Genomic DNA, 23,296 nt, shown 5'->3' on the forward strand with positions numbered 1-23,296 from the left:
GCCGCAGTCGTCGTCCAGCCCCACCAGCCGTGACGGCTGGGTCCAGATCTGAGCTCCACCGCCTGAGGAGAGTCCTGATGAGTCCTGTCGATCCATCACGCCGGCGGCGTACCGTGACCGGCTGGCTGAGCGCCGGCGCCGGTCTCGGCCTGCTGGCCGGTCTGATCAGCCCAGCCGCGGCGAGTGTTCCGCAGCAGACCGCTGCGCCCACCCAGCCGCCCGCTGCCGCCGTACCGGACGGTGCTGACGTCACGCTGATCACCGGCGACGTCGTCTCCACCCACGGCGGCGCGGTCACGGTCACGCCCGCTCCGCGCCGCGACGGTCGCGAGCCGAACTTCGCGGTGACCAGCCCGCCCACCAAGGACCCCGCGAACCGGCGGGTCCTGGTGGTCCCCGACGACGCCGCCGCGCTGGTCGCCTCCGGCCGGGTCGACGACGCGCTCTTCGACCTCACCCAGCTCCGCCGGGAGGGGTACGGCACGACCACCGCGATCCCCGTCATCTCGACGTACGACGGATCGGTGGCCAAGGGCAACCTGAAGCGCCAGGGCGACAGTCTGGCCGGTGCCGAGGTCGTCAGGACGCTGGAGACCGTCAACGGTGCTTCGCTGTCGGTGCCGACCGGTCAGGCCGCCGGCTTCTGGCAGAGCGTGCAGAGCGGCGCTGGGTCGGCTCCGGCGAAGACACTGGCCCGCAACGTCGCCAAGCTGCTGCTGGACCGCCCTGTGCACGCCGTACTGGACAAGAGCGTGCCGCAGGTCCATGCGCCCGAGGCGTGGGCAGCAGGCTACGACGGCACCGGCGTCAAGGTCGCCGTACTCGACACCGGGATCGACGCCTCGCACCCGGACCTGGCCGGCAAGGTGGTCGGCGAGAAGAGCTTCATCGCCGGTGAGGCCGTGGCCGACGGCCACGGCCACGGCACTCACGTCGCGTCCACTGTCGCCGGGACCGGAGCCGGTGCGGGCGGCAAGTACAAGGGGGTCGCGCCAGGCGCCCAACTGCTCGTCGGCAAGGTGCTCGCGAACAACGGGAGCGGTCCCCTGTCGTCCGTGCTGGACGGAATGGAGTGGGCCGCCGAGCAGGGCGCACGGGTGGTCAGCATGAGCCTGAGCGCGCCCGCTCCCGAGCTGGAGTCGCAGGACCTGCTCGCGCAGACCGTGGATCGGTTGAGCACCGGCGGCACGGTCTTCGTGATCGCGGCCGGCAACGAAGGCCCGACCGGCGTCACCGTCGGTACGCCGGGCGTCGCCGCCTCGGCGCTGACGGTCGGAGCCGTGGACGACAGCGACCAGACGGCCGAGTTCTCCTCGCGCGGCCCGCTCCCCCAGGCCTACCAACGGGTGCTGAAGCCTGACCTGGCCGCACCGGGTGTGGACATCGCCGCCGCTCGCGCCACCGGTACGACGATGGGGACACCGGTCGACGACCTCTACACGAGCGCTTCCGGTACGTCGATGGCCACGCCGCACGTGGCCGGGGCGGCCGCGGTCCTCGCTCAGCGCCACCCGGACTGGACCGGCGTACAGCTGAAGGACGCGCTGACCGCTGCGGCCGACGAGGTCGAGGGCGACAGCTTCGTCCGCGGCTCCGGACGGCTGGACGTATTCGGCGCGCTGGAGCAGACGGTGACCAGCCGCGGCTCACTCGACCTCGGTCGCTCGCTCGAGACGTCGACCACGCCAGTGCAGCGGACCCTGAGCTACAGCAACACCGGTAGTACTCCGGTCGAGCTGACCCTGACCGCGGACCTCAAGCTGAGCAACGGTACGGCGGTCCCAGCCGGAGTGCTGAGCGTGCCGGCCAAGGTGACGGTCCCCGCGGGCGGCAAGGCCGACGTACCGGTCACTCTGGACGCCGGCAAGCTCGGCCTGGGCCAGTACTCCGGCATGCTCGTAGCCACCGGCTCCACCGGCCAGGTGCGGACGGCGATCGGGTACGTGCGTGCACCCGAGACGATGAAGCTGCTGGCGATGGTGACCGGCCGCAACGGTGAGAAGTGCGCCAGCGGCGCGAGCTCCGAAGGCTGCGCCTACACCAGCGTCTTCGCGATGAACCTGGACGACCCGGAGCTGTCGGTCGGCACCACTGACGCGAGTCAGCCGCTGCTGGTCCGGCCGGGCCGGTACTCCGTGTCCACCAACGTGCAGTTCGTCGCCAACGGGACGTCCAACGTCGCAGTGCTGACGGTGCCGGAGCTGGTCGTCGCCAAGAACGCCGGTGGCTTCCAGATGGTCAACCTGAGCGCTGCCAAGGCACGGCCGGTCACGGTCGCCACCGAGCGGCCGCAGCACCTGTACTCCGGTACGCAGCTCTATCAGCGGCAGGCCGGCGAGCACTACTACCTGAACGGCTGGATCACCGGCTACAACGAGAGTGCGCTCTGGTCGATCCCCGCACCGAAGGTGACGGTCGGGTCGATGCTGCTGACCACCCAGCTGGAGCTGGGCGCCGTACCGCTCCAGGGCAAGACGACCGGAGCCGCCCCGCTGGCGCTGCACCCGCGGTACACGACGTACTCGGCGGCCGAGCCGAAGTTCCCGGCCACGGTCAAGAACGCTCCGGTGGTCGACGTCGGTCCGACACTCGAACCGGCGGAGGCGTCCAGGCTGCGGGGAGCGATCGCGCTCGCGATGCCGCCGTACAACGTCTACACGGGCCGGTACGGGAGCTCGGTGGCGCCGGCGCAGGTCGCTGAGCTCGCGAAGGCCGGAGCTACCGGCGTACTGGTGTGGACGCCTGACCTGGCCTACCGCACGCCTTACGCGAGTGGTCCTGGGCAGGAGCGGACGATCCCGGTCGGCGGTCTGCCGTACGAGGAGGGCGACGACCTGAGCCGGCGGCTGGCGGCTGGGCCGGTCGGGGTCAACCTGACCAGCGTCACCCAGACGCCGTACCAGTACAGCCTGAAGTTCTACGAGCGGGACAGCATCGGATCGCTGCAGTACTCGGTCAAGGACTCGCAGCTGGCGCAGGTTCCGCAGGAGTACCGCACCAGCGGCTCCGAGCACGATTACCAGTGGCGCTACACGCTGGGGAAGTGGGGAGCGGCCGGAGAGCTGCCGGACACCTCCGGAGCCGGTCTGCTCACCTTGGCGCCGTCGGTGCTGCAGCTGGCCCCGGCCAAGCTGACGCTGCTCGTCGGACCGCTACAGCCCGGGCAGACCTGGAACCGATGGAGCAGGACCGACAGCACCTGGCCGCCTGCTCCCGGCGAGGCCAGCAGCTACTGGACGCAGGGCTACCGCAACTCGGTGCTGAAGGCAGGCAAGAACGCACAGGAGGCTTCGTTCGCCGTACCGCAGATGCCTGGTGCTGCTGTCGACCACCCGCTCGTCACCCGGTTCTGCTCGACCTGCCGGCAAGGGGACACCCTGCTGGTGCGGCCGACGCTGACCCTGTCGGACCCGACCGCACTGACCGACCCTGACGTCGGCATTCTGCCGGGGACCTACCAGGACGGGACCATCCCGATTCCGGAGTGGCTGGACCCGACCAACTCGGTGCGGGTGTACGCCGGGAGCAAGGAGCTGCCGAAGCGGCAGACCACCAGCAGGCGGTACGGCGTGTATGACGTACCGGCGAGCCCGACGACGCTGAAGGTGACCTACGAGCGCGACGGCTCCGGACTGCCGGCCTTCATGCAGTACGGCCGGGCGATCAGGACCGAGTGGACCTTCACCAGCAAGCGGTCGACTGCGAGCACTACAGCCGGTACGGCGTGCCCGAACCTCGGGCTCACCGGTGCCTGCGGAGTGCAGCCGCTGCTTCAGGTGCGGGCCAAGGCCGACCTGAACGGCCGGAACCAGGCACCGCGAGCGGGCTCGGTGGTCGAGCTGACGGCGTACCACGAGACCAGTACGGCCGCGGAGAAGCCGCTGACCTCGCTGACGGTTTGGTACAGCTTCAACGACGGCCGGACCTGGAAGCCCGGCACGGTGACCGGTAAGGGAAGCACCCGCAAGGTGGCGATCCCGAAGGCTCCGGCCGGAGCGACCGCCGTGTCGCTGCAGCTCGACGCCGTCGACCAGGCGGGCAGCCGGGTCCACCACGAACTGCCGCGAGCCTTCGGGCTGGCGGACTGAAACGGCAGCAGGTCGCCGGAGCCCCCGATCCGGCGGCCTGCTGCTACCCACCGCGACCTCGGGTCGTCCGATTGGGTCTGCCGCTGGGCCGCAACGTGTGCTCAGATGGGTCCATGAAGAAGCTCATCAACGACCCTGCCGATGTTGTGAGTGAAGCGTTGCGCGGAATCGCTCTCGCGCATCCCGACCACGTCCGGGTCGACCACGAGAACCGGATCGTCTACCGCAAGGACGCACCCCGCAGCGGGAAGGTCGGGCTGATCTCCGGCGGCGGGTCGGGACACGAGCCGATGCACGGCGGGTTCGTCGGGCCGGGCATGCTGGACGCCGCGTGCGCGGGTGAGGTGTTCACCTCCCCGGTGCCGGAACAGATGATGGCCGCGACCAAGGAGGTCGACGGCGGCGCCGGCGTCCTGCACATCGTGAAGAACTACACCGGCGACGTGATGAACTTCGAGATGGCCGCCGAACTGGCCGCCGCCGAGGCGGGCACCGAGGTGCTGTCGGTGGTCACCGACGACGACGTCGCGGTCCAGGACAGCCTCTACACCGCCGGCCGCCGCGGTGTCGGCGTGACCGTGCTGCTGGAGAAGATCGTCGGTGCGGCCGCCGAGGAGGGCCGCCCGCTGCGGGAGGTCGCCGACCTGGCCACGAAGGTCAACGCGCAAGGCCGCAGCATGGGCATGGCGCTCACCTCGTGCACGGTGCCGGCCGCCGGCAAGCCGACGTTCGAGCTGGCCGAGAACGAGATGGAGGTCGGCATCGGCATCCACGGCGAGCCCGGCCGGCAACGGTTGCCACTGGCCCCCGCCAAGGACGTCGCCGCGCTGCTCGTCGACCCGGTGCTGCAGGATCTCCCGTACCAGCAGGGCGACTCGGTGATTGCCTTCGTCAACGGTATGGGCGGGACGCCGCTGATCGAGCTGTACGTGATGTACAACGAGGTGCGTCAGCTGCTCGACGCGGCCGGGATCACCGTCGCCCGTTCACTGGTCGGCAACTACATCACCTCGCTGGAGATGGCCGGCTGCTCGGTCACGCTGCTCAAGGTGGACGACGAGCTGGTACGGCTCTGGGACGCGCCCGTGAACACCCCCGGCCTACGCTGGGGCGCGTGAGCATGGGTGTCGACGACTTCGCGAACTGGCTGCGCGACCTTGCCGGGACGCTGCACGACAACGCGGCGTACCTGACCGAGCTCGACTCGGCGATCGGCGACGCGGACCACGGCAGCAACATGGACCGCGGCTTCCAAGCCGTCGTCGCGGTGCTCGACGAGACGACGTTCGAGTCGGTCGACGAGCTGCTGAAGAAGGCCGGGATGACGCTGGTCAGCAAGGTCGGCGGCGCCAGTGGACCGCTGTACGGGACGTTCTTCCTGCGCTTCGGTACGGCGCTCGCCGGCGTCGAGGTGTCGGCCGCGACGGTCGGCGAGGCATTGCGCGCCGGCGTCGGCGGAATCCTCGCCCGCGGCAAGGCCGAGGTCGGCGACAAGACCATGTACGACGCGTGGGCGCCGGCGCTGTCGGCGTACGACGAAGCGGTTGCCGGAGGCTCGGACCTGCGCGGCGCCCTGGTCGCCGCCGCGGAGGCCGCGGCCAAGGGGCGTGACGAGACGGTGCCGCTGATCGCCCGAAAGGGCCGCGCAAGCTACCTGGGCGAACGCAGCTCCGGCCACCAGGACCCTGGCGCCACTAGCACCACACTGCTGCTGGAGTCGGCCGCACGCACGTTGGGCTGAGCGCTGTGATCGGAATAGTGGTGGTGTCGCACAGCCGCGCCTTGGCCGATGCGGCCGTCGGCTTGGCTTCGGAAATGGTTGCTGCTGACAACCGTCCGGTGATCGCGGTGGCGGCCGGGTTGGACGAGACCACCTTCGGCACGGACGCGGCGGCTGTCGCGGAGGCGATCGGTGCGGCGGACGGGCCGGACGGTGTGCTGGTGCTGCTTGACCTCGGGAGTGCTGTCCTCAGCGCTGAGATGGCCCTGGAGTTCGTGGACCCGGAAACGGCCGCGCGGGTGAAGCTGTCGAGCGCACCGCTGGTCGAGGGCTTGGTCGCCGCGGTCGTCACGGCATCAACCGGGGCATCGTTGGACGCTGTCGCCGCTGAGGCCGGTCGAGGCCTGGCCGGCAAGCAGGACCACCTGGGCGAGGCCGCACCTGAAGAACCTGCGGCAGTCTCCGCCGGTCAACTGACGCTGGACGTTGTCCTGCGCATCGAACACGGCTTGCACGCGAGACCGGCGGCGAAGCTGGTCGGAGTGGTCGGCCAGTTCGACGCACAGGTAACGGTCCGCGACCTGGACGCCGATCGGGGTCCAGTCGATGCCGGCAGCCTCAGCCGGGTCGCGACGCTGAACGCGCAGCAGAACCACCGCCTGGAGTTCGCCGCCGGCGGTCCGCAGGCCACAGAAGCCCTGGAGGCGATCCAGGCGCTCGCCGACCGCGACTTCGACGACGTACCACCCAGCACTGAAGTGGTCCAAGCAGCAAGCGGTTCGGGCTTGGACGTCGCAGTCGGACCCGCAATGGTGGTGGACGCCGAGGTCGACCTCAGCAGCTACGTCGCCGGCGACAACGAACACGACCGGCTCGAACAGGCCCTTCGTCAGGCGGAACAGCAGCTGAGCGGCCTGAAGGACAAAGCACCGGCCGACCAAGCCGGCATCTTCGACGCGCAAGCAGTCCTGCTCCGAGATCCCGCCGTCCTGGAAGCAGTTGCTGGCAGCACCAATGTGGCAACGTTCTGGAAGAAGGCGCTGGACGAGCTGGCCGCGAGCTTCGACGGACTCGACGATGCCTATCAACGCGAGCGGGCGCAGGACGTCCGCAGTGTGCGTGACCGGGTGCTGCGTGCGCTGACCGGTGCGCCGGAAGGTGCGGAGCCCGCGCCCGGGAGTGTGCTTGTGGTCCCCGAGCTGGACGCGGCGACGGCGGCCCAAGTCGACGCATCGGTGGCAGGCATCGCCGTACGGGCCGCAGGCACGACCGGGCACGGCGTGATCGTGGCCCGATCGCGGGGGATCCCTTTGATCACAGGGATCGGAGACATCACCGTCGCCGACGGTGTGACGGTGGGCTTCGATGCGCGGACCGGGTCGTTCTTGGTCGAGCCCGATCGGCAGGCGTTCGCCACCACGATCCAGGAGCGCCAGGACGAGCGTGACGCCGCACTCCGCGCGGTGGACGAGCCGGCGACCACCGTCGACGGGCGCACGATCCCGGTGATGGTGAATGTCGGGTCCGTGCAGGACGCCCGCGACGCACGCGGGGCCGACGGGTCGGGGCTCGTGCGGACCGAAGTGCTGTTCGGCGACCGGCGGACCGCGCCGACCGCGGCCGAGCAGGTGGCGGCGTACCGGGAGATCGCGGCCGCGCTGAACGGCAAGTCGATCACGATCCGGACCTGGGACGTCGGCGGCGACAAACCGCTGCGGTTCCTGCCGCAAGCAGCCGAGGCGAACCCGTTCCTCGGCGAGCGAGGGATCAGGACCTTCCGGCACGCCACGCCGGAGCAACCGACAGCCGCATCCGCGCAGCCCGGGCGACACGAGCTGCTCAAAATACAGCTGGACGCGATCCGCGAGGTCGCCGCCGCGACGCCCGTGCAGGTGATGTTCCCGATGGTGACCATGGCCGAGGAGGTCGCCTGGGCCCTGCGGCAGCTCGGTCCGCGGCCGGACGGGCTCAAGGTCGGCATCATGGTCGAGGTCCCGGCCGCCGCGCTGCGGATCGAGACGCTGGCCGTCGGGCTCGATTTCGTGAGCATCGGCACCAACGACCTGACCCAGTACACGACAGCAGCCGACCGGACCAACACAGCCGTCGCACCGCTCGCCGACGGCCTCGATCCCGCCGTACTGCGGCTGATCGACCGTGTGGTCCGCCAGGTCCCGCTAGGCGTCCATGTCGCCGTCTGCGGCGACCTGGCCAGCGATCCGCTCGCTGCGCCGCTCCTGGTCGGGCTCGGCGTACAGGAGCTCAGTGCGGTCGGCCCACAGGTCGCCCTGGTGAAGGCGAAGCTTCGTCAGATCAGCGCGGTCGACGCAGCGATGGCCGCCGCGACCGCACTGACCCTGGACAGCGCAGCGGCCGTCCGTCAGCGGCTGAAGTAGCGCAGCTCAACCAGGTTGTAGCCGGAGGTCCTAGCGGGCTTGGTGGGGAGTGTGTACGACTCCCCCGGCTCCAGGTAGACCAGACCGCTCAGCGGCTCGGTGTCCAGGTCCAGGTCGACCACCAGCGCCGGGTACGCGCCGGTCTGCCAGGTGTACGACTCCCCGGCGTCCGGCGTGACGTGCTGGACCCGTACGTCGTCCTCGTCCACCACGACCTTCGCCGGGACCTCACCGACCTCGGCGAAGCTGCTGTCGGCGGCAACACCAGCTGGTACGTCGTACGGCGTGCCAGAGGTCTCCTCCCCCAGGTCCAGCACCTCGATCAGCCGGTTCCGGTACGCCGTGTCGCCGTGGTTGGTGAGCATGTGCACCGGCGACACCGGCCGGTAGACCGAACCGCCGACCGTCTCGCTCAGCTGCCGCGCCGGGCTGCCGTCGAGCCAGTCCATGTGGCAGGGCGACGTGGACAGGCACAGCACGACGTACGGGTTGTGGTGCAGGTGCCAGCCCTGCGCCTCGCCCGGGTCGAGCGCGACTTCCCAGACCCGGACCCGGGGGTTCTCCAGCAGCACCCGGGTGCCGATCTCGCCGAGCACGACCTCGGTGCCGTCGGGGGCTTGCGCCTTGGTTCCAGCGGTCATGGTGGTGGGTCTCCGATCAGTCGACGGATCGTTCCATCGCGACGCCGCCCAGGACGACGCCGTCAGGCATGGTCAGCTCCTCCGCGCCGCGCTCGGTGAAGCCGAAGGACTTGTACAGCGGTACGCCGGGCAGGGTCGCCATCAGCGCGAGCTCCGTGAACCCCTCCGCCCTCGCCGCGTCGACGCAGGCGGTCAGGATCGCCCGGCCGAGCCCCCGGCGGGTCCAGTCGCCGCGGACGAACATCGCGCGGATCCGGGCGGGTTCGGTCGCCGGGTCGAGCAGCCGCGCGTCCGCGCCGGCGCCGGTCCCGTTGTAGAGCTTGTTGCGCCGGCTCCAGCCGCCGCACGCGACGATCTCACCGGCGGCGTCGTGGACGTAGTACGTACCGTCCTCGATCAGCGCCAGGTCCAGCGTGGCGATGTGCACGGCCGCACTCGCCGTCTGCCGCTCGTCGTAGTACGCCGGGAACAGCTCGACCGTCGACGCCCGCATCAACTCGGCGATCGCGGCAGCATCCGCCAGCACGGCCGGCCGCAGAATAGGGGTCACGAGGGCCACGGTATTTCATCGCTCACGGCGACCCGAAGTGAGCCCGAACGGCTCTGGCAGGAGAGCGCCACCGATGAGCAGGACGATGAAAGCGTGCATGACCTTATCGGGGTGATCGCTGACGATCAGGAGGACCAGCATCCCGACCAGCACACAGGAGCCGGCGACGCCCTGTACGACGGCCTCGATCCACCACCGGAACGTCCCGGCGGGAACCGGCGTGCGTGCGCCCTCCTCGAGCAGTTGCTGTGACTGACTGTTCAACGTTCTCCGGCGCTGCTTCTCGCGGGCGACGGCCCACACCGCAGCTCTCCTGGCCCGACGCCGTGCTTTGGCGAGCCTCCGCGCCTTCTCCTGCCGGCGTTCTGCCTCCTCGGCTTCCTCCTGCTCCCGGGCCCGGCTCTGCTCGGCCGCGTCGAGGTGACCGGTCGGGTCGACCGGGCCGCCGAGGAGCAGCTGGGTGCTCCACTGCGCCCGCGCGCGCCCCTCGTCGCTCAGCTCGTACGGGTCCCGGCCCCGCAGCAGTCCCTCGTCGACCAGGCTGTCGAGCACGACGACGAGATCCTCTGCGGGGACACCCATCCGCCGCGCCAGGTCGGCGGAGCTCCGCGGACCACCGCCGAGCATCCGCACGATGTGCGCCGTCAGGACTTCGTCCTGCATCCCACCCCCAGGGCTCAGCTGAACGCCAAGGACAGGATGCCTGCCGAGAAGGTCGGCTGCAGGATCGCCTCGACGCGGACGACCTGGGCGCGGACGGGTGCGAAGGTCGCCGTGTTCAGTTGGTCCGGCTTGGTTTCGTACGTCGTATCGATCGGGTGCCAGGTGTTGCCGTCGAGCCACAGGGCTCGCCAGGAGGCGGGGACGCGGCACTCGCCGGTGCCGGTGTCGTCGTACCAGTAGACCTCGATGGTCGACATGTCGCGCGGGCTGCGCAGGTCGTACTGGATCCACTCGGTGGTGCCGCGGTGGTCCCACCAGGTGAAGCGCGGGATGGTGCTGTCGGCGGACGACGCCGGCCGACGGCCGTCGTGGGGCGCCTCGAGGGAGTCGCCGTTGTTGACGTGCGACGCGGTGATCCGGGTCCGGTAGACCCATTCCTTGCCGTCGGCATCGACCTGCGGGAACGACGCGACCCGCAGCCGCGCGGCACCCATCGGGATCAGCGCGATCTGTTCGACCGGCTCGGTCGTCAGCGCCGGGCCCGGCTGCAGCAGGCCGACGACGTCCTCGGTGTCGGTCTCCCACTGCGGGATCCGCTGTCCCGTCGTCGTGAGCGCGACCGGTACGCCGTCCTGCGTGAACGGGTCCTGACCGGCCTCCCGTCGTACGAGCTCGAAGGTCGGGTCGGCCGGAAGACCGTAGTTCCACGGCGACTCGGGGTAGACCGCGAGCTCGGGCCACTCGTCCGTGCCGCCGATCCGCTCGTAGCGCTCGGCGATCGCGAGCGAGTAGGTCAGCGGGCCACGGTCGACCGAGACCGAGTTCTGGTTGTCGGCCCAGACCCGCGTGCTGATCCGCATCGGCAGTGTCACCGTCACCTGGTCGCCGTCCCGCCAGGTCCGGTCGAGCTTGACCCAGTTGCCTTCGGCCCGTTGACCGTTGACCTCGGCCCCTTCGGCCCAGCCGGGAATCCTTACGTACAAGGGAAACTCGACCGGCTCGGCCGTCTGCACGGTCAGCGTCACGGTCTCGTCGAACGGGTAGTCGGTGTCCTGGACAACAGTCACCACCGTCCCGTCCCCGACCGTCGCAGTGACCTTGCTCGCGGCGAACATCGACGCGGCCAGGCCGCTGTCCGTCGTGGCCAGCCAGAGCTCCTGCGCGTAGTACGGCCAGGCCATGCCGTAGTTGTGCGGGCAGCACCGGTACTGCCGTACGCCGTACTTGAAGGCCTGCATCGCGAACGGGTTCTCGAACTGCCCGTGCTTGACCCGGTCGTCGAGCTGAACGCTGTTCGCGCAGGTGATGTAGTGCATGACCTGCTGCAGCGGGTCGTACGACGCCGGCAGCGCGTTGAACGCGAGTTCCTCGCACCGGTCGGTCCACACCGTGTCCCCGGTGAACCGGGTCAGCATCTCGAAGCTGTGCATCAGCTCCGCGATCCCGCACGTCTCGAACCCCTGCCGCGGATCGCCGAACCCGGGCCGCGAGTTCTCGTCGCCGGCGAAACCACCGCCGGGGAACTGCCCGTAGAGCTCCATGATCGTCGCGTAGTTGCGGTACGTCGCCGCGGCCAGCGCCGGATCCGTTGCCAGCAGCCCGTACTGCAGCGGCTCGCGGAACCCCTGCGCGAGGTTGACGTTGTGCCAGTTCGGGATGCCGCTCACGTAGTCGGCCGACCCGGCGTGCATCTTGTGCACCAGCTCGAGCAGCCAGGCGTCGCCGGTCCGGTTGTAGAGCCAGTACGCGCTGTCGATGTTGTCGCCCCAGCGGAACGCGCCCCACGACCGGTTGAACACCTCCGCCGGCTGCGTGTTCTGGAAGGCCAGGTACCGGCTCATGAACGGGATCACCCGCTCGTCCCCGGTGAACTCGAACCACGACCGGAGCGCGCCCAGCAGCGGCATCCCCGGCCAGAAGTCCGGGCCGCCCTCCAGCGAGGTCCGCAGCCGCTCCGGGCCGAACCACCCGTCGGCCGCCTGGGTGCCGAGGATCCCGTTGATCCACCGCTCGGTCCGGGTCAGGACGCCGGTGTCGCCGGTGACGTACCCGAGGTCGCCGAAGCCGCGCAGCCAGTACGGCAGCTCCTCCCAGGCGCCCTGGGCGGGGTCCACCCAGCCGTTGGTCTCGTAGACCAGGAAGTCGGAGATCTCGTCGTACCGGCCGCACAGGCCCTTGACCTGGAGGTCGAGCTGCTGCGCGAGCCAGCCGCGGGGCTCGATCGCGCCCGGCGGGAGCTTCTGGAACGGCACCGGCTGGAGCGGCTCCCGGTTCGGCACGTAGTGACCGCCGCGGGTGGCAGGGGGAAGGACGGGCATGCGCGAGCCTTTCGCCGGGATGACAACGTGAGACACCCCCTGTCCTACCCCAGGTGATCACCCGCTGACACCTCCGTGCGGTGAAATGGTCGGAAAGGTGCTGGACATGTACGGGGCATGACGCAGACACCGATCAGGCCCCGCTCCGGGCCAGTGAGCGAGGCAGCCGTGCACGACCCGCCAGGGGACAGCGGGCGCCGGGAGCGCTTCGAGGAGGTGTTCGGCGCCCATCGGGAGGCGGTGCTCGGCTACCTGCAACGCCGTACCGGCTCCAGCCACGACGCGGCCGACCTGCTGGCGGACACGTTCGTGGTGGCCTGGCGCCGCCTCGACGAGGTCCCCGGCGGGGACCAGACCAAGCCCTGGCTGTACGGCGTCGCCCGGCGCGTACTGGCCAACCATCGGCGCGGTGAGGGCCGGCGCAACGCGCTGGCCGACCGGCTCCGCGACGAGCTGGTCGACACGGCCACCCCCGGTCCGGAGCCCATCGACGGTGACTCGTCGACGGCAAGGGCGTTCCGCGCCCTGCCCGAACCGGACCGCGAGCTGCTCACGCTGGTCGCCTGGGAGGACCTGGACACCGCCCAGATCGCGACCGTGCTCCGCTGCTCCCGCAACGCCGTCCGGATCCGCCTGCACCGGGCCCGCAGACGTTTCGCCAAGCTGCTCACCACCACCGCACCGGCCACGGTGAGAGGAGAGGTTTCCCATGAAGACATCTGACACCGACGCGGCCGTCCGCGCCCTCAAGCCCAGCACCACCACCTCGGTAGCGGACAGCACGTGGTCCGACCTGGCCGACGACATCGTCGCTGTCTCTGCCACAGATTCCGGAGAAGTACCCCAAAGACCAGTACGCAACTCCCGGCCGCGGCTTGTGCTGGCCGGCGCGTTCAGCCTGCTGATCGTCGGCGTCGTCGCGGCGAGCGTCGTACGGAGCCCTGGGCAGGACCAGCCGCGGGCGCTGTCGTTCACCGACAGCGGCAGCTCGGTCATCGTCCGGGTCGTCGACCCGAACGCCGACCCGAAGCGCCTCAACGCCGAGTTCAAGGCGATGGGCCTGAAGGTGAAGGTGGAAGCCGTCGCGGTCAGTGCCCCGTGGGTCGGCACGTTCGTCGGCTACTCGCTGCCGGACTACAAGAAGGAGAACCTGAAGGTCCTCGTCCCCGGCGAGAAATGCAGCGGCACGCTGGACGCCTCCGACCCCGGCTGCCAGGAAGGTGTCGAGGTCCCGAAGAGCCTCGAGAGCTGGGCCGAGATCCAGTTCGGCCGGGCGGCCCACAAAGGCGAGATGTACCGGCACTTCAGCAGCAACATCGACGATCCCGGCGAGGTGCTGGCCGGGGTGAAGTTCCGCGGCCTGACCATCGCCGAGCTCAAGCCGATCCTGGCCGCCCGCGACCTCACCATCGAGCAGTTCCAGGCGGCGGGTAGCCCCACCGACGCGCCCCCGATCAGCACCCCACCCGACACGTGGTACGTCCACGACGCGATCTCGTACGTCGCCGGCGAAGTCAGACTGGAAGTCGCCGAGACCAAGTAGCCCTGCCGGCCCGTCGGTCCTACCCGGACCGGCGGGCCTGCCGCTTGGGCGCGGACGCCCACCGCCACGTCACCAGCACCCAAGCGATCGCCGGCAACCCGAAGATCGCGGCCGCGATCTCCCTCCCGAACACCAGGAAGACCAGCCCCGTCAGGAAGAACGGCAACGCCAGCCACACCGCCCCGACGAACGCCGCCCACCGCCACCGCCCAGGCTTCTTCACCGGCGGCGAGTAGAACCCCGGCGCCGGCAAACCACCGAAGGCCACCAGCAGATCCCCGTGCGTCACAGCTTCCTGCACCAGGTCCACCCGCCGATGCAGCTCCGCCTCGTCCAGCCGCCCCACCGCGAACTGCTCCGCCAGCTCGTCGAAACAAACCCGGCGCTCCTCATCGGTCAACCGCACCGAAGCCATCCGCCGCCGAGCCGCCACCACCCGAGCCTCCTGCCCCGCGGCAGCCGCCATCCCCGCCAGATTCGACAGCTGCCCGGCCCGAGGCCCGTCCCCCGGCTTCCCCCAGGGCAGATCAGGCCGCCGCTCACGCTCTCTGTCAGCCATCCCACACTCCCCACTAGCTTTCTCCGAGTGTGCCAGACGCCTGGTCAGGCCAGATTTTCCGAGACCAGCCGGTCGCGCAGCCGCGCCAGCTGCTCGAAGGTCAGGCCGCTGGAGGTGAGATAGCCAGGGATGTCGATCGAGCCCAGGAAGCCGATCAGTTCCGCGCAGGCTTGAGCGCAGTGCTGGTCGAGGGTTTGGCCGGGGAGGGGGCGGTCGTCGGCGGATTCGGCGTATGTGCGGAGGGCCAGTTCGTAGTCGTCGAGGATGTCGGCGACCGGGGTGCCGGCCAGGGCCAGGAGCATGGAGACGATCATGCCGGTGCGGTCGCAGCCGGCTCGGCAGTGGATGAGGACGCCGCCGGGTGGGGCGTCGGCCAGGCGGGCGAAGACGGCGGTGATCATGCCGGGCCAGCGGTGCAGTACGGCGTTGTAGTACGCCGGGCTGCTGAGGCGTTCGCCCCACTTGGCCATGAAGGCCTCGTCGGACTGGTCCTCGACGGGCTGGTGGTGGATCGTGATGCCGTCGATGGCCTGTACGGCGAGGCGTTCCTCGGCGTTGCGGAGGTCGATGACCGTGGTGATGCCGGCCGCGAGCAACGCCTCGCGGCCCTTGGCGGTCAGGGCGTCGGGGTGGGCCGAGCGGTAAACGCGGCCGTACTGGATCGTGCCGCCGGTGGCCGGGAGGCCGCCCAGGTCCCGGGCGTTGAGGGCGCCGTCCCACTCGAGTTCACGCATGCGGCGGAGGCTATCGGTGGGCCGGACCGCTGCCGGTCCGGCCCCGGTCGGTCAGCCCAGTGCTGCCGGCAGTGTCGCCGACCAGGTGGCGTGCAGGTCGGTCAGCGTGATCTCGAACTGGTCCTGGACGTCCAGCGTGTCCCCGGTGATGACGCCGATCTTCGCGTGCGGGAAGCGGCGCGCCGTGCACATGTCGGTGAACCGGACCTCTTCCGTCCGAGGAACCGCGACCACCGCGCGTCCGGACGATTCGGCGAACAGGAACAGGAACGGGTCGAGACCGTCCGGCGCCCAGACCCGCGCGCCGGTGCCGCCGCGGATGGCCGACTCGACGAGCGTCTGCGCGACGCCGCCGTCGCTGACGTCGTGCGCGGCGTCGATCAGGCCGTCGCGCGACGCGTTGATCAGGATGTCGGCGAGCTGCTGCTCGACCGCCAGGTCGACGGCCGGCGGGCGGCCGCCGAGGTGACCGTGGACGACGTGCGCCCACTCGGAGCCGGACAGCTCCTCCTCGGTCTCGCCGAGCAGGTAGAGCTGGTGGCCCTCCATCTCGGCGGTGAAACCGATCGGCGTACGGCGCGTGACGTCGTCGATGACACCGAGTACGCCGACCACCGGCGTCGGCAGGATCGGGGTCTCACCGGTCTGGTTGTAGAACGACACGTTGCCGCCGGTGACCGGGATGCCGAGCTCGATGCAGCCGTCGACCAGGCCGCGGATGGCCTCGGAGAACTGCCACATCACGCCCGGGTCCTCGGGCGAGCCGAAGTTCAGGCAGTCGGTCACCGCGGCCGGGCGGGCGCCGGTGGTGGCGACGTTGCGGTACGACTCGGCCAGCGCCAGCTTGGCGCCGGTGTACGGGTCGAGCTTCGCGAAGCGGCCGTTGCAGTCGGTGGAGACCGCGACGCCCAGCCCGCTGGTCTCGTCGACGCGGATCATGCCGCTGTCCTCGGGCTGCGCGAGCACCGAGTTGCCCAGCACGTACCGGTCGTACTGGTCGGTGACCCAGGACTTGTCGCACAGGTTCGGCGACGCGATCAGCTTCAGGAGCGTGTCCCGCAGCCGCTCGCCAGTGGTTGCGCGCGGCAACTTCTCGGCGCCGTCGGCCTGCAGGTCGTCCTGCCAGGAAGGCCTTTCGAAAGGACGCTCGTAGACCGGGCCGTCGTGCGCGACGGTACGCGGCGGTACGTCGACCACGCGCTCGCCGTGCCAGTCGATCTGCAGCAGCCCGGTGTCGGTGACCTCACCGATCACGTCGGCCTGGACGTCCCACTTGGCGCAGATCTCCAGGAAGCGGTCGACGTTCGCGGGCGTGACGACCGCCATCATCCGCTCCTGCGACTCGCTCATCAGGATCTCTTCCGGCGCCAGCGACGCGTCGCGCAGCGGCACCTTGTCGAGCGAGACGTACATCCCGCCGTCGCCGGCGCTGGCCAGCTCCGACGTCGCGCAGGACAGGCCCGCGCCACCGAGGTCCTGGATGCCCTCGACGATCCGGGCCGCGAACAGCTCGAGCGTGCACTCGATCAGCAGCTTCTCCATGAACGGGTCGCCGACCTGGACCGCGGGACGCTTGGTCGGGCCGCCGTCGGCGAAGGTCTCCGACGCGAGCACCGAGACACCGCCGATCCCGTCGCCGCCGGTCTTGGCGCCGTACAGGATGATCTGGTTGCCGACGCCGGTCGCGTTGGCCAGGTGCAGGTCCTCGTGCTTCATCACGCCGACGCAGAGCGCGTTGACCAGCGGGTTGCCCAGGTACGTCGAGTCGAACACGACCTCGCCGCCGATGTTCGGCAGGCCCAGGCTGTTGCCGTAGCCACCGACGCCGGACACGATCCCGGGCAGCACGCGCTTGGTGTCCGGCGCGTCCAGCGGGCCGAACCGCAGCGGGTCCATCACCGCGACCGGACGGGCGCCCATCGCGAGGATGTCGCGGACGATGCCGCCGACCCCGGTCGCCGCGCCCTGGTACGGCTCGACGTACGACGGGTGGTTGTGCGACTCGACCTTGAAGGTGACCGCGTAGCCCTCACCGATGTCGATCACGCCGGCGTTCTCGCCGATGCCCGCGAGCATCTTGCCCGCCGGGGTCTCCTGCGGGATGTCGCCGAACTTCTTCAGGTGCACCTTCGACGACTTGTACGAGCAGTGCTCGCTCCACATCACCGAGTACATCGCCAGCTCGCAGCTGGTCGGGCGCCGGTCGAGGATGTCCCGGATCCGCTGGTACTCGTCCGGCTTGAGGCCGAGCTCCGCCCACGGCTGCTCGACGTCCGGCGTACTGGTCGCGTTGCTCACGGTGTCGGTGGACACGATTCTTCAGTGCTCCTGAACTAGGTGGGACTCGGGAGAAACGGTAGCTGGCCTCGGCGCGGCGACCAGATGGGCCACCAGCAGCGGGGCGGCGAAGCCGGTCATGATCGCGGGCAGGGCGACGCCCGCGTCGTTGAGCAGCATGCCGACCAGACCACAGGTCGACAGCGCGAGCAGCGTGGGCCGGACCATCGTCCGGCTGCGGTAGAACTCCCGGTACGCCGCCGACGGCACCCGGTCGGGCAGGACGGTCGCCAGCATCGCGAGGACCACGCCGACGAGCATCGCCCAGCCGGCCGGGCCGGAGAAGAACGCGACGGCCATCTCCAGCTTGCGGATCAGCACGTCGGCCACGTCGCCGTCGAGCAGCCGGGCCACGAACGCACCGAAGTGGCTGCGCTGGTCCTCGGGCCGCAGGTAGTCCAGGAAGGCTACGGCGGAGACCGCGAGTACGCCGGCCACGCCGATGCCGATCAGAGCGCGCAGCGTGATTCCGCCGCGCCAGGTCAGCCAAGCCATCAGCAGGACAGCCGGCGTCAGCGCGATGATGCCGCCGAAGTCCGTGCCCCAGCCGGGTTTGCCGTCGACGACGATCGCGGCGCCGCCGATCGCCAGGACGGCGAGCGCGGCCTGGACGCGGCTGCGGTCGATCAGCTTCTGCGCGACCACACCGGCGACCACCAGCGCGGCGACGGCCAGAGTGGCGAAGGTGGAGTTGCCGAAACCGTAGAACCGGCCGCCGATCACCGGGCCGTCGGTGAACATGCTGCCGAACTGGAGCGGCGTCCCCAGCACGCCGTCCACGAGCAGGATCAGGTACGCCGCGAGCGCGATCCCGACGTACGCGGATCTGCCGAGCAGAAGCTTGGCTCCCGCGGCGAACGCTGCGCTGATCGCCAGCACCACGGCGTACAGGGAAAGGCCGGGGGACGGCCAGCGCCACCAGACGGTCGCGGTGGACAGGAAGACGGCGATGAAGAAGCCGCCCTGGGTGAGCAGCGCGAACGAGAAGACACTGCGAGAACGCTTGCTGCGGGTGAACCAGAACCAGGCCAGCGCGATCAGCTCGGCGGCGAGGATGGTCATCGAGACGGCGACCAGAATCGGGCGGGGCTGCTCGAAACGCTGATTGGCGTCGAGGCGGTCCTCGATGACGGCGGCCGCGTCGGTGTGGAGGTCGCCGCCGAAGCCGATCTCGTTGCCGTCGAGCGGACCGGGCTCGGCCTCGCCGGCCGGGTCGATCGGCTTGCCTTCGCCGCGGAGGATCGTCGCGGTCAGGTCGGTGAGCTGGATCAGGCCGGGGCGGCGGGTCGAGTCGCTGGTGAGCCAGCGCGGGCCGTTGTCCGGGGGAAGTTGGAGCGCGACGAGGGGTTCCTGGTGGGCGTTCGCGGTCGCCTGACTGATGCCCGCGAGGAGGACCCAGCCGTCGGCCGCGCGGGCCTGGGCGACGAGATCGGCGACCTTCTTGCGCGCTTCCTCGCGGCCTTCGCGGAGCGGCATCGCCCCGGCGTCGACGATCGCGTCACCACAGGTGGAGAGCTTGGCCGGGTCGAAGGTCGGCTGCCAGTTGGTGACCGTGCCGTCGGTCTTCGCCGTCGCGATCGCGGCGCCCGGGCCGAAGCCGCAGACCTTCTCGCGGCTCTCGGCGAGGCGACCGAGCGGTGCGCCGGTGTGGTGCTCCGCCTGGCGGTCGACGTACGTCTGCCAGTCCTGAACCTTGCCGCCGGCAACAGCCGGCAACTCGCCGCACGGCTGGTCCGCCACGCTCCCCCAGGCCCGCGTCCCGGCGCTGAGAGTCAGCCAGCCGTCCACCGGACAGGTGTGCGGCCCGGCGGTCTTCACGGTGATCGACCCGACGTGCGACTGGTCCACCAGCGCGGTCAGCTCAGGCGAGGCCTCCACGTCGTTCCAGGTCAGACCGGGTACGCCGATGACGACAACCTTCGCCAGGAGCGATTCCCGCGCCTGCGGCGCTGGAATCGCGGAGGAGGGGGGAAGGGCGGCAGCGCGCCCGGAGCCCTCGCCTTCGGCGGGCAGGGCGAACGCGGCCGCGGCGCCGGCGAGGGTCGCGATCGGGATGAGGGTGCGGGCCAGCAGCCGGCGCATCCCCGGACGGTTCATCAGGAGGCGACGACGGCTTTCAGGACCGAGGTGAAGAAGCCGAGGCCGTCGGTGCTCGGGCCGGTCAGGGTTTCGACGCAGTGCTCGGGGTGCGGCATCAGGCCGACCACGTTGCCGCGCTCGTTGGTGATGCCGGCGATGTCGCGGTACGAGCCGTTCGGGTTGCCCAGGTAGCGCGCGACCACCCGGCCCTCGCCCTCGAGCCGGTCCAGCGTGGCCTCGTCGGCGACGAAGGAGCCGTCCTGGTTCTTCAGCACGATGGTGATCTCGTGGTTCGCGTCGTAGTCGCTGGTCCACGCGGTGCGGTTGTTCTCGATCCGCAGCCCCTGGTCCTTGCAGACGAACTTGCGGTGGTGGTTCTTGATCAGCGCGCCCGGCAGCAGGTGCGACTCGCAGAGCACCTGGAAACCGTTGCAGATCCCGAGCACCGGCAGGCCCTCGCCCGCCTTCTTGATGATCGTGTCCATCACCGGCGCGAACCGGGAGATGGCCCCGGCGCGCAGGTAGTCGCCGTACGAGAAGCCGCCCGGCAGCACCACCGCGTCGACCCCGTGCAGGTCGGCGTCGCCGTGCCACAGCGGGACCGCCTCGGCGCCGGCCACGGCGGCCGCGCGGCGCGCGTCGACGTCGTCCAGCGAGCCCGGGAAGGTGACGACGCCGATCTTCATCGGTCGCCCTCGACGTGCAGCGTGTAGTCCTCGATCACCGGGTTGGCCAGCAGCGTGTCCGCGGCCTTCCGGATCTCGGCGACCCGCTCCTCGGTCGCCTCGCCCTCGAGGGTGATCTCGAAGCGCTTGCCCTGGCGGACGTCGGCCACGCCGTCGAAGCCGAGCCGGGCGAACGCGCCGTGCACCGCCTTGCCCTGCGGGTCGAGGATCTCGGGCTTGAGCATGACATCGACGACAACGCGAGCCACTGACTACTCCTGGTTTCGATCCGGGGTGACAAACCGAATCCTACCGACCGGCTCCCGGATCCACGCACCCGGCGACTATTCACTCAGTACATACCTCGTGTGTATAGTCGTTCCCATGGCAACCGCAGAGCTGGTCCTGGGACTGCTGCACGGCGGCCCGGCGCACGGGTACGACGTGAAACGCGGTCACGACGCATGGTTCCCCGACAGCAAGCCGCTGGCGTTCGGGCAGGTGTACTCGACGCTGGCCCGGCTGGAGCGCGACGAGCTCGTCGAGGTCGTCGACCGGGGCTCCGAAGGCGGTCCCGAGCGGACCGTCTACGCGCTGACCGCGAAGGGCCGGCAGCATCTGGCCGAGTGGCTGGCCGAGCCGATCCAGCCCGCGCTGGGCGCGGTCGACGAGCTGGTCCGCAAGGTGGTCGCGACGATCCGGACCGGCGAGGACGCGACCGCGTTCCTGGCCCGGCAGCGGTCCAGCCACCTGCGCCGGATCCGTGAGCTGAAGGCCTCCGGCCGCACCGAAGACACGCCCGGCCGGCTCGCGCGCGACTACATGGCGCTGCACCTGGACGCCGATCTCCGCTGGCTGGACACCGCTCTTGACCGAATCACCGCTCAGAAGGAGAGCACCCGATGACCGACCTGGTCCTGGAAGTCCTCCGGGTGGAGTACGCGTACCGCCGCGACATCGCCCTGCGGGGCGTCTCGCTGCAGGTGCGTCCGGGCGAAGTCCTGGCCGTCACCGGCCCGAGCGGTTGTGGCAAGTCGACCCTGCTCCACTGCGCGGCCGGCATCCTGCGGCCGCAGGCCGGCACGGTGAAGCTGGCCGGGCAGGACCTGTCGGAGCTGTCCGAGGCCGATCGCACCCGGCTGCGGCGTACCAAGGTCGGCGTGGTGATGCAGTTCGGCCAGCTGGTCCCGGACCTCTCCCTGGTCGACAACGTGGCGCTGCCGCTGCTCCTCGAAGGCCACGACCGGGCGGCGTCGCGCCGAGCGGCTCTCGGCTGGCTGGAGCGAGTCGGAGTGGCCGAGGACGCGTACGCCGTACCGGCTGAGCTGTCCGGCGGGCAGAACCAGCGGGCCGCGGTCGCCAGGGCACTCGTCACGGGCCCGGCGGTCGTGTTCGCGGACGAACCGACGGGCAGCCTGGACAGCAGCGCCGGGGAACAGGTCCTCGACCTGCTGCTCGAGGCGGCGAGAACCGGCGACACCGCGCTGGTCGTCGTCACCCACGACAACCTGGTCGCCGCGCACGCCGACCGCGAGGTCCGCCTGCGCGACGGTCTGATCCAGCACGAGGTGGCACTGTCATGAATCTGCGCACCTTCGTCACGCTGGCCCTTCCCCGGTCCGCCACCGATCGGCGCCGCCTGCAACTGCTGGTGCTCGGGGTCGCGGTGGCCGGCGCGTTCCTGCTGGCGGGACTGCGGATCACCCGGCTGTCCTCCGGCATCGACGTACTGGACGGGGTCTACTACTCCGACAGGTCAGCCGATGCCTACAGCAACTACCTTCAGGAGGACGGCCTCCGCGGCGGGGTGGCCCTGGCCACGGTCTTCCTGGCGGCGAGGGCCTTCGCCCTGGCCTACCAGGCCCTCAAACTCGGTACGGCGGCGCGCGACCGCAGGCTGGCCGCGTTCCGCTTGGCGGGCGCGACCCCAGGCCAGGTCCGAGGGCTCGGCGCCGTCGAAGGAGCACTGGCCGGACTGGCCGGCGGAGTCCTCGCCGGTCCCGTCTACTTCGCGCTTGCGTTCCTCGTCCAGACGTTCCCGCGAGTGGCCAGGGTCCTTCCCCGCCCGGACGGGTGGGACCTGCTCTACTGGCCGGTCTTCGCGCTGGTGCTCGGCGCGGCGACCGCGGCTGTGGGCGGGTGGTTACGGCGTGGACTGGTGACGGATCCTTCGGCGGCCCCCGAGCACAGGCCGACCCGGTTCCGGGCCAGGATCATCTTCGCTGTTGTGGGTGTACTGATCGCCCTGGCCGCGATGAGGGCCATCACGACCGGCTCGACGGTCCTCGGCGCGGGCCTCCTGTTCGTTCCGGCCGCAGGCGTCCTGATCGCGACGATCGCGCTGGCTCCGTTGCTGGCCTACGGCCAGGGCCGGCGGCTCAGCCGGTCGGGGGACCCGATCAAGGTGATCGCGGGTGGACGGCTGATCCGGACCACGCGAGCAGCCGGCCGCTCGATCACCCTGATGGTGCTCTGCGGGGTCGTGGTCGGGCTCTGCGCCGCCTCGATGTTCGCGCTGTGGGTCCCGTACGCCGAGGGCGAGGGCACCTGGGGAGACTCTATGACCTTCTACTCCACCGGATTCGGCCTGGCCGCGGTCGCCTCCCTGGCGGTCGGACTGGCCGCCGGCGCCTCCTTGCTGGCCGGGACCGCCGACGACCTGCTCGACCAGCGCCGGAATCTCGCCTGCCTGAGCATCTTCGGCATGGGCGAGGCCCATCTCCGGCGATCGGTCCAGCTCCAACTGACCGCGATCGCCCCGCCGGCCATCGGGGTCGGCCTGGCGATCGGCTACCTCCTCACCGTGCTGCGCGAGTCGCCGGGCAGGGAGGGCACCGCCCTGTTGTGGTTCGTGATCGTGGTCCTGGTCGGGAGCGCACTGACCTGGCTGGTCGCGACCGGAGCCGCGGCCCTCCTGCGCGGCCAGGTCCGCGAGGCGATCGACCCACAGAACCTGCGGTCGGCCTGACCGCACCGACAGACCAGCCGGAGTTCGGGGTTGAG

At 70.4% G+C, this 23,296-nt stretch carries 19 protein-coding genes and 1 pseudogene; 10 read left to right on the plus strand and 10 right to left on the minus strand.

The window, feature by feature from the left end:
* Positions 1 to 77: 77 nt before the first annotated feature.
* The 5 genes and pseudogenes from HDA39_RS27300 (at position 78) to HDA39_RS27315 (ending at position 8,204) form a co-directional block, all read left to right on the plus strand.
* Positions 78 to 4,088, plus strand: coding sequence for a S8 family serine peptidase (locus tag HDA39_RS27300; protein WP_184799863.1), 4,011 nt, complete (start codon positions 78 to 80; stop codon positions 4,086 to 4,088).
* Positions 4,089 to 4,201: 113 nt separating this feature from the next.
* Complete coding sequence (dhaK, locus tag HDA39_RS27305) at positions 4,202 to 5,206, plus strand: dihydroxyacetone kinase subunit DhaK (protein ID WP_184799865.1); 1,005 nt, start codon at positions 4,202 to 4,204, stop codon at positions 5,204 to 5,206.
* 2 nt (positions 5,207 to 5,208) lie between these two features.
* Positions 5,209 to 5,829 (plus strand): dihydroxyacetone kinase subunit DhaL, encoded by a 621-nt coding sequence (gene dhaL, locus HDA39_RS27310; RefSeq protein ID WP_184806586.1) that lies wholly within the window; start codon positions 5,209 to 5,211, stop codon positions 5,827 to 5,829.
* A pseudogene (dhaM, locus tag HDA39_RS43845) lies at positions 5,826 to 6,245 on the plus strand (dihydroxyacetone kinase phosphoryl donor subunit DhaM); the annotation flags it as partial. The gene dhaL and the pseudogene dhaM, both read left to right, overlap by 4 nt.
* 54 nt (positions 6,246 to 6,299) lie before the next feature.
* A complete protein-coding gene (locus HDA39_RS27315) occupies positions 6,300 to 8,204 on the plus strand; it encodes an HPr family phosphocarrier protein (protein ID WP_337926136.1) in 1,905 nt (634 codons plus the stop codon).
* Here HDA39_RS27315 and HDA39_RS27320 read toward each other — a convergent pair.
* Genes HDA39_RS27320 through HDA39_RS27335 form a run of 4 tightly spaced genes read right to left on the minus strand, consistent with a single transcriptional unit; the run spans position 8,189 to position 12,376 of the window.
* Positions 8,189 to 8,845, minus strand: a complete 657-nt coding sequence (locus HDA39_RS27320) for a cupin domain-containing protein (protein WP_184799869.1) — start codon at positions 8,843 to 8,845, stop codon at positions 8,189 to 8,191. The genes HDA39_RS27315 and HDA39_RS27320 overlap by 16 nt on opposite strands.
* Before the next feature lie 16 nt (positions 8,846 to 8,861).
* Complete coding sequence (locus HDA39_RS27325; RefSeq protein WP_337925911.1) at positions 8,862 to 9,395, minus strand: GNAT family N-acetyltransferase; 534 nt, start codon at positions 9,393 to 9,395, stop codon at positions 8,862 to 8,864.
* 15 nt (positions 9,396 to 9,410) lie between these two features.
* On the minus strand, positions 9,411 to 10,058 hold the full coding sequence (locus HDA39_RS27330) for a helix-turn-helix domain-containing protein (RefSeq protein ID WP_184799873.1): 648 nt from the start codon (positions 10,056 to 10,058) through the stop codon (positions 9,411 to 9,413).
* A 14-nt stretch (positions 10,059 to 10,072) separates the two neighbouring features.
* Positions 10,073 to 12,376, minus strand: a complete 2,304-nt coding sequence (locus HDA39_RS27335) for a beta-L-arabinofuranosidase domain-containing protein (RefSeq protein ID WP_184799875.1) — start codon at positions 12,374 to 12,376, stop codon at positions 10,073 to 10,075.
* Positions 12,377 to 12,529: 153 nt separating this feature from the next.
* On the opposite strand from HDA39_RS27335, the gene HDA39_RS27340 reads away from it, so the two are divergent.
* Both HDA39_RS27340 and HDA39_RS27345 read left to right on the plus strand, forming a co-directional pair.
* Complete coding sequence (locus HDA39_RS27340; protein ID WP_337925912.1) at positions 12,530 to 13,099, plus strand: RNA polymerase sigma factor; 570 nt, start codon at positions 12,530 to 12,532, stop codon at positions 13,097 to 13,099.
* The gene (locus HDA39_RS27345) at positions 13,086 to 13,919 is read left to right on the plus strand and encodes a hypothetical protein (protein WP_184799879.1); all 834 of its coding nucleotides are present in this window, start codon (positions 13,086 to 13,088) and stop codon (positions 13,917 to 13,919) included. Before HDA39_RS27340 ends, HDA39_RS27345 begins: the two co-directional genes overlap by 14 nt.
* A gap of 19 nt (positions 13,920 to 13,938) precedes the next feature.
* Here the strand turns inward: HDA39_RS27345 and HDA39_RS27350 are convergent, their stop codons facing one another.
* The 6 genes from HDA39_RS27350 to purS are packed head-to-tail and all read right to left on the minus strand — an operon-like array spanning position 13,939 to position 20,562.
* Positions 13,939 to 14,478, minus strand: a complete 540-nt coding sequence (locus tag HDA39_RS27350; RefSeq protein WP_184799881.1) for a DUF1707 SHOCT-like domain-containing protein — start codon at positions 14,476 to 14,478, stop codon at positions 13,939 to 13,941.
* A gap of 44 nt (positions 14,479 to 14,522) precedes the next feature.
* Entirely contained in the window at positions 14,523 to 15,212 is a 690-nt protein-coding gene (locus tag HDA39_RS27355; protein ID WP_184799883.1) for a tyrosine-protein phosphatase, read from the minus strand.
* 51 nt (positions 15,213 to 15,263) lie between these two features.
* Entirely contained in the window at positions 15,264 to 17,525 is a 2,262-nt protein-coding gene (gene purL / locus HDA39_RS27360; protein ID WP_184799885.1) for a phosphoribosylformylglycinamidine synthase subunit PurL, read from the minus strand.
* A gap of 6 nt (positions 17,526 to 17,531) precedes the next feature.
* Positions 17,532 to 19,631 carry a hypothetical protein gene (locus tag HDA39_RS27365; protein WP_184799887.1) on the minus strand — a complete coding sequence of 700 codons (2,100 nt, stop codon included), beginning with the start codon at positions 19,629 to 19,631 and terminating at the stop codon, positions 17,532 to 17,534.
* A 14-nt stretch (positions 19,632 to 19,645) separates the two neighbouring features.
* The gene (gene purQ, locus HDA39_RS27370; RefSeq protein WP_184799889.1) at positions 19,646 to 20,314 is read right to left on the minus strand and encodes a phosphoribosylformylglycinamidine synthase subunit PurQ; all 669 of its coding nucleotides are present in this window, start codon (positions 20,312 to 20,314) and stop codon (positions 19,646 to 19,648) included.
* Positions 20,311 to 20,562: a phosphoribosylformylglycinamidine synthase subunit PurS gene (purS, locus tag HDA39_RS27375; protein ID WP_184799891.1), complete on the minus strand. Its 252-nt coding sequence runs from the start codon at positions 20,560 to 20,562 to the stop codon at positions 20,311 to 20,313. Before purS ends, purQ begins: the two co-directional genes overlap by 4 nt.
* 115 nt (positions 20,563 to 20,677) lie before the next feature.
* Here purS and HDA39_RS27380 point away from each other — a divergent pair, with 115 nt between their 5' ends.
* From HDA39_RS27380 to HDA39_RS27390, 3 genes are read left to right on the plus strand one after another with little or no spacing between them, the layout of a single operon-like run.
* Positions 20,678 to 21,199, plus strand: a complete 522-nt coding sequence (locus HDA39_RS27380) for a PadR family transcriptional regulator (protein ID WP_184799893.1) — start codon at positions 20,678 to 20,680, stop codon at positions 21,197 to 21,199.
* The gene (locus HDA39_RS27385) at positions 21,196 to 21,876 is read left to right on the plus strand and encodes an ABC transporter ATP-binding protein (protein ID WP_184799895.1); all 681 of its coding nucleotides are present in this window, start codon (positions 21,196 to 21,198) and stop codon (positions 21,874 to 21,876) included. The genes HDA39_RS27380 and HDA39_RS27385 overlap by 4 nt, the downstream gene beginning before the upstream one ends.
* A complete protein-coding gene (locus tag HDA39_RS27390) occupies positions 21,873 to 23,261 on the plus strand; it encodes an FtsX-like permease family protein (RefSeq protein WP_184799897.1) in 1,389 nt (462 codons plus the stop codon). Before HDA39_RS27385 ends, HDA39_RS27390 begins: the two co-directional genes overlap by 4 nt.
* Positions 23,262 to 23,296 lie beyond the last annotated feature (35 nt).

Origin of the sequence: Kribbella italica (genome assembly GCF_014205135.1) — a bacterium.
In the GTDB taxonomy this organism is placed as follows: Bacteria; Actinomycetota; Actinomycetes; order Propionibacteriales; family Kribbellaceae; genus Kribbella; species Kribbella italica.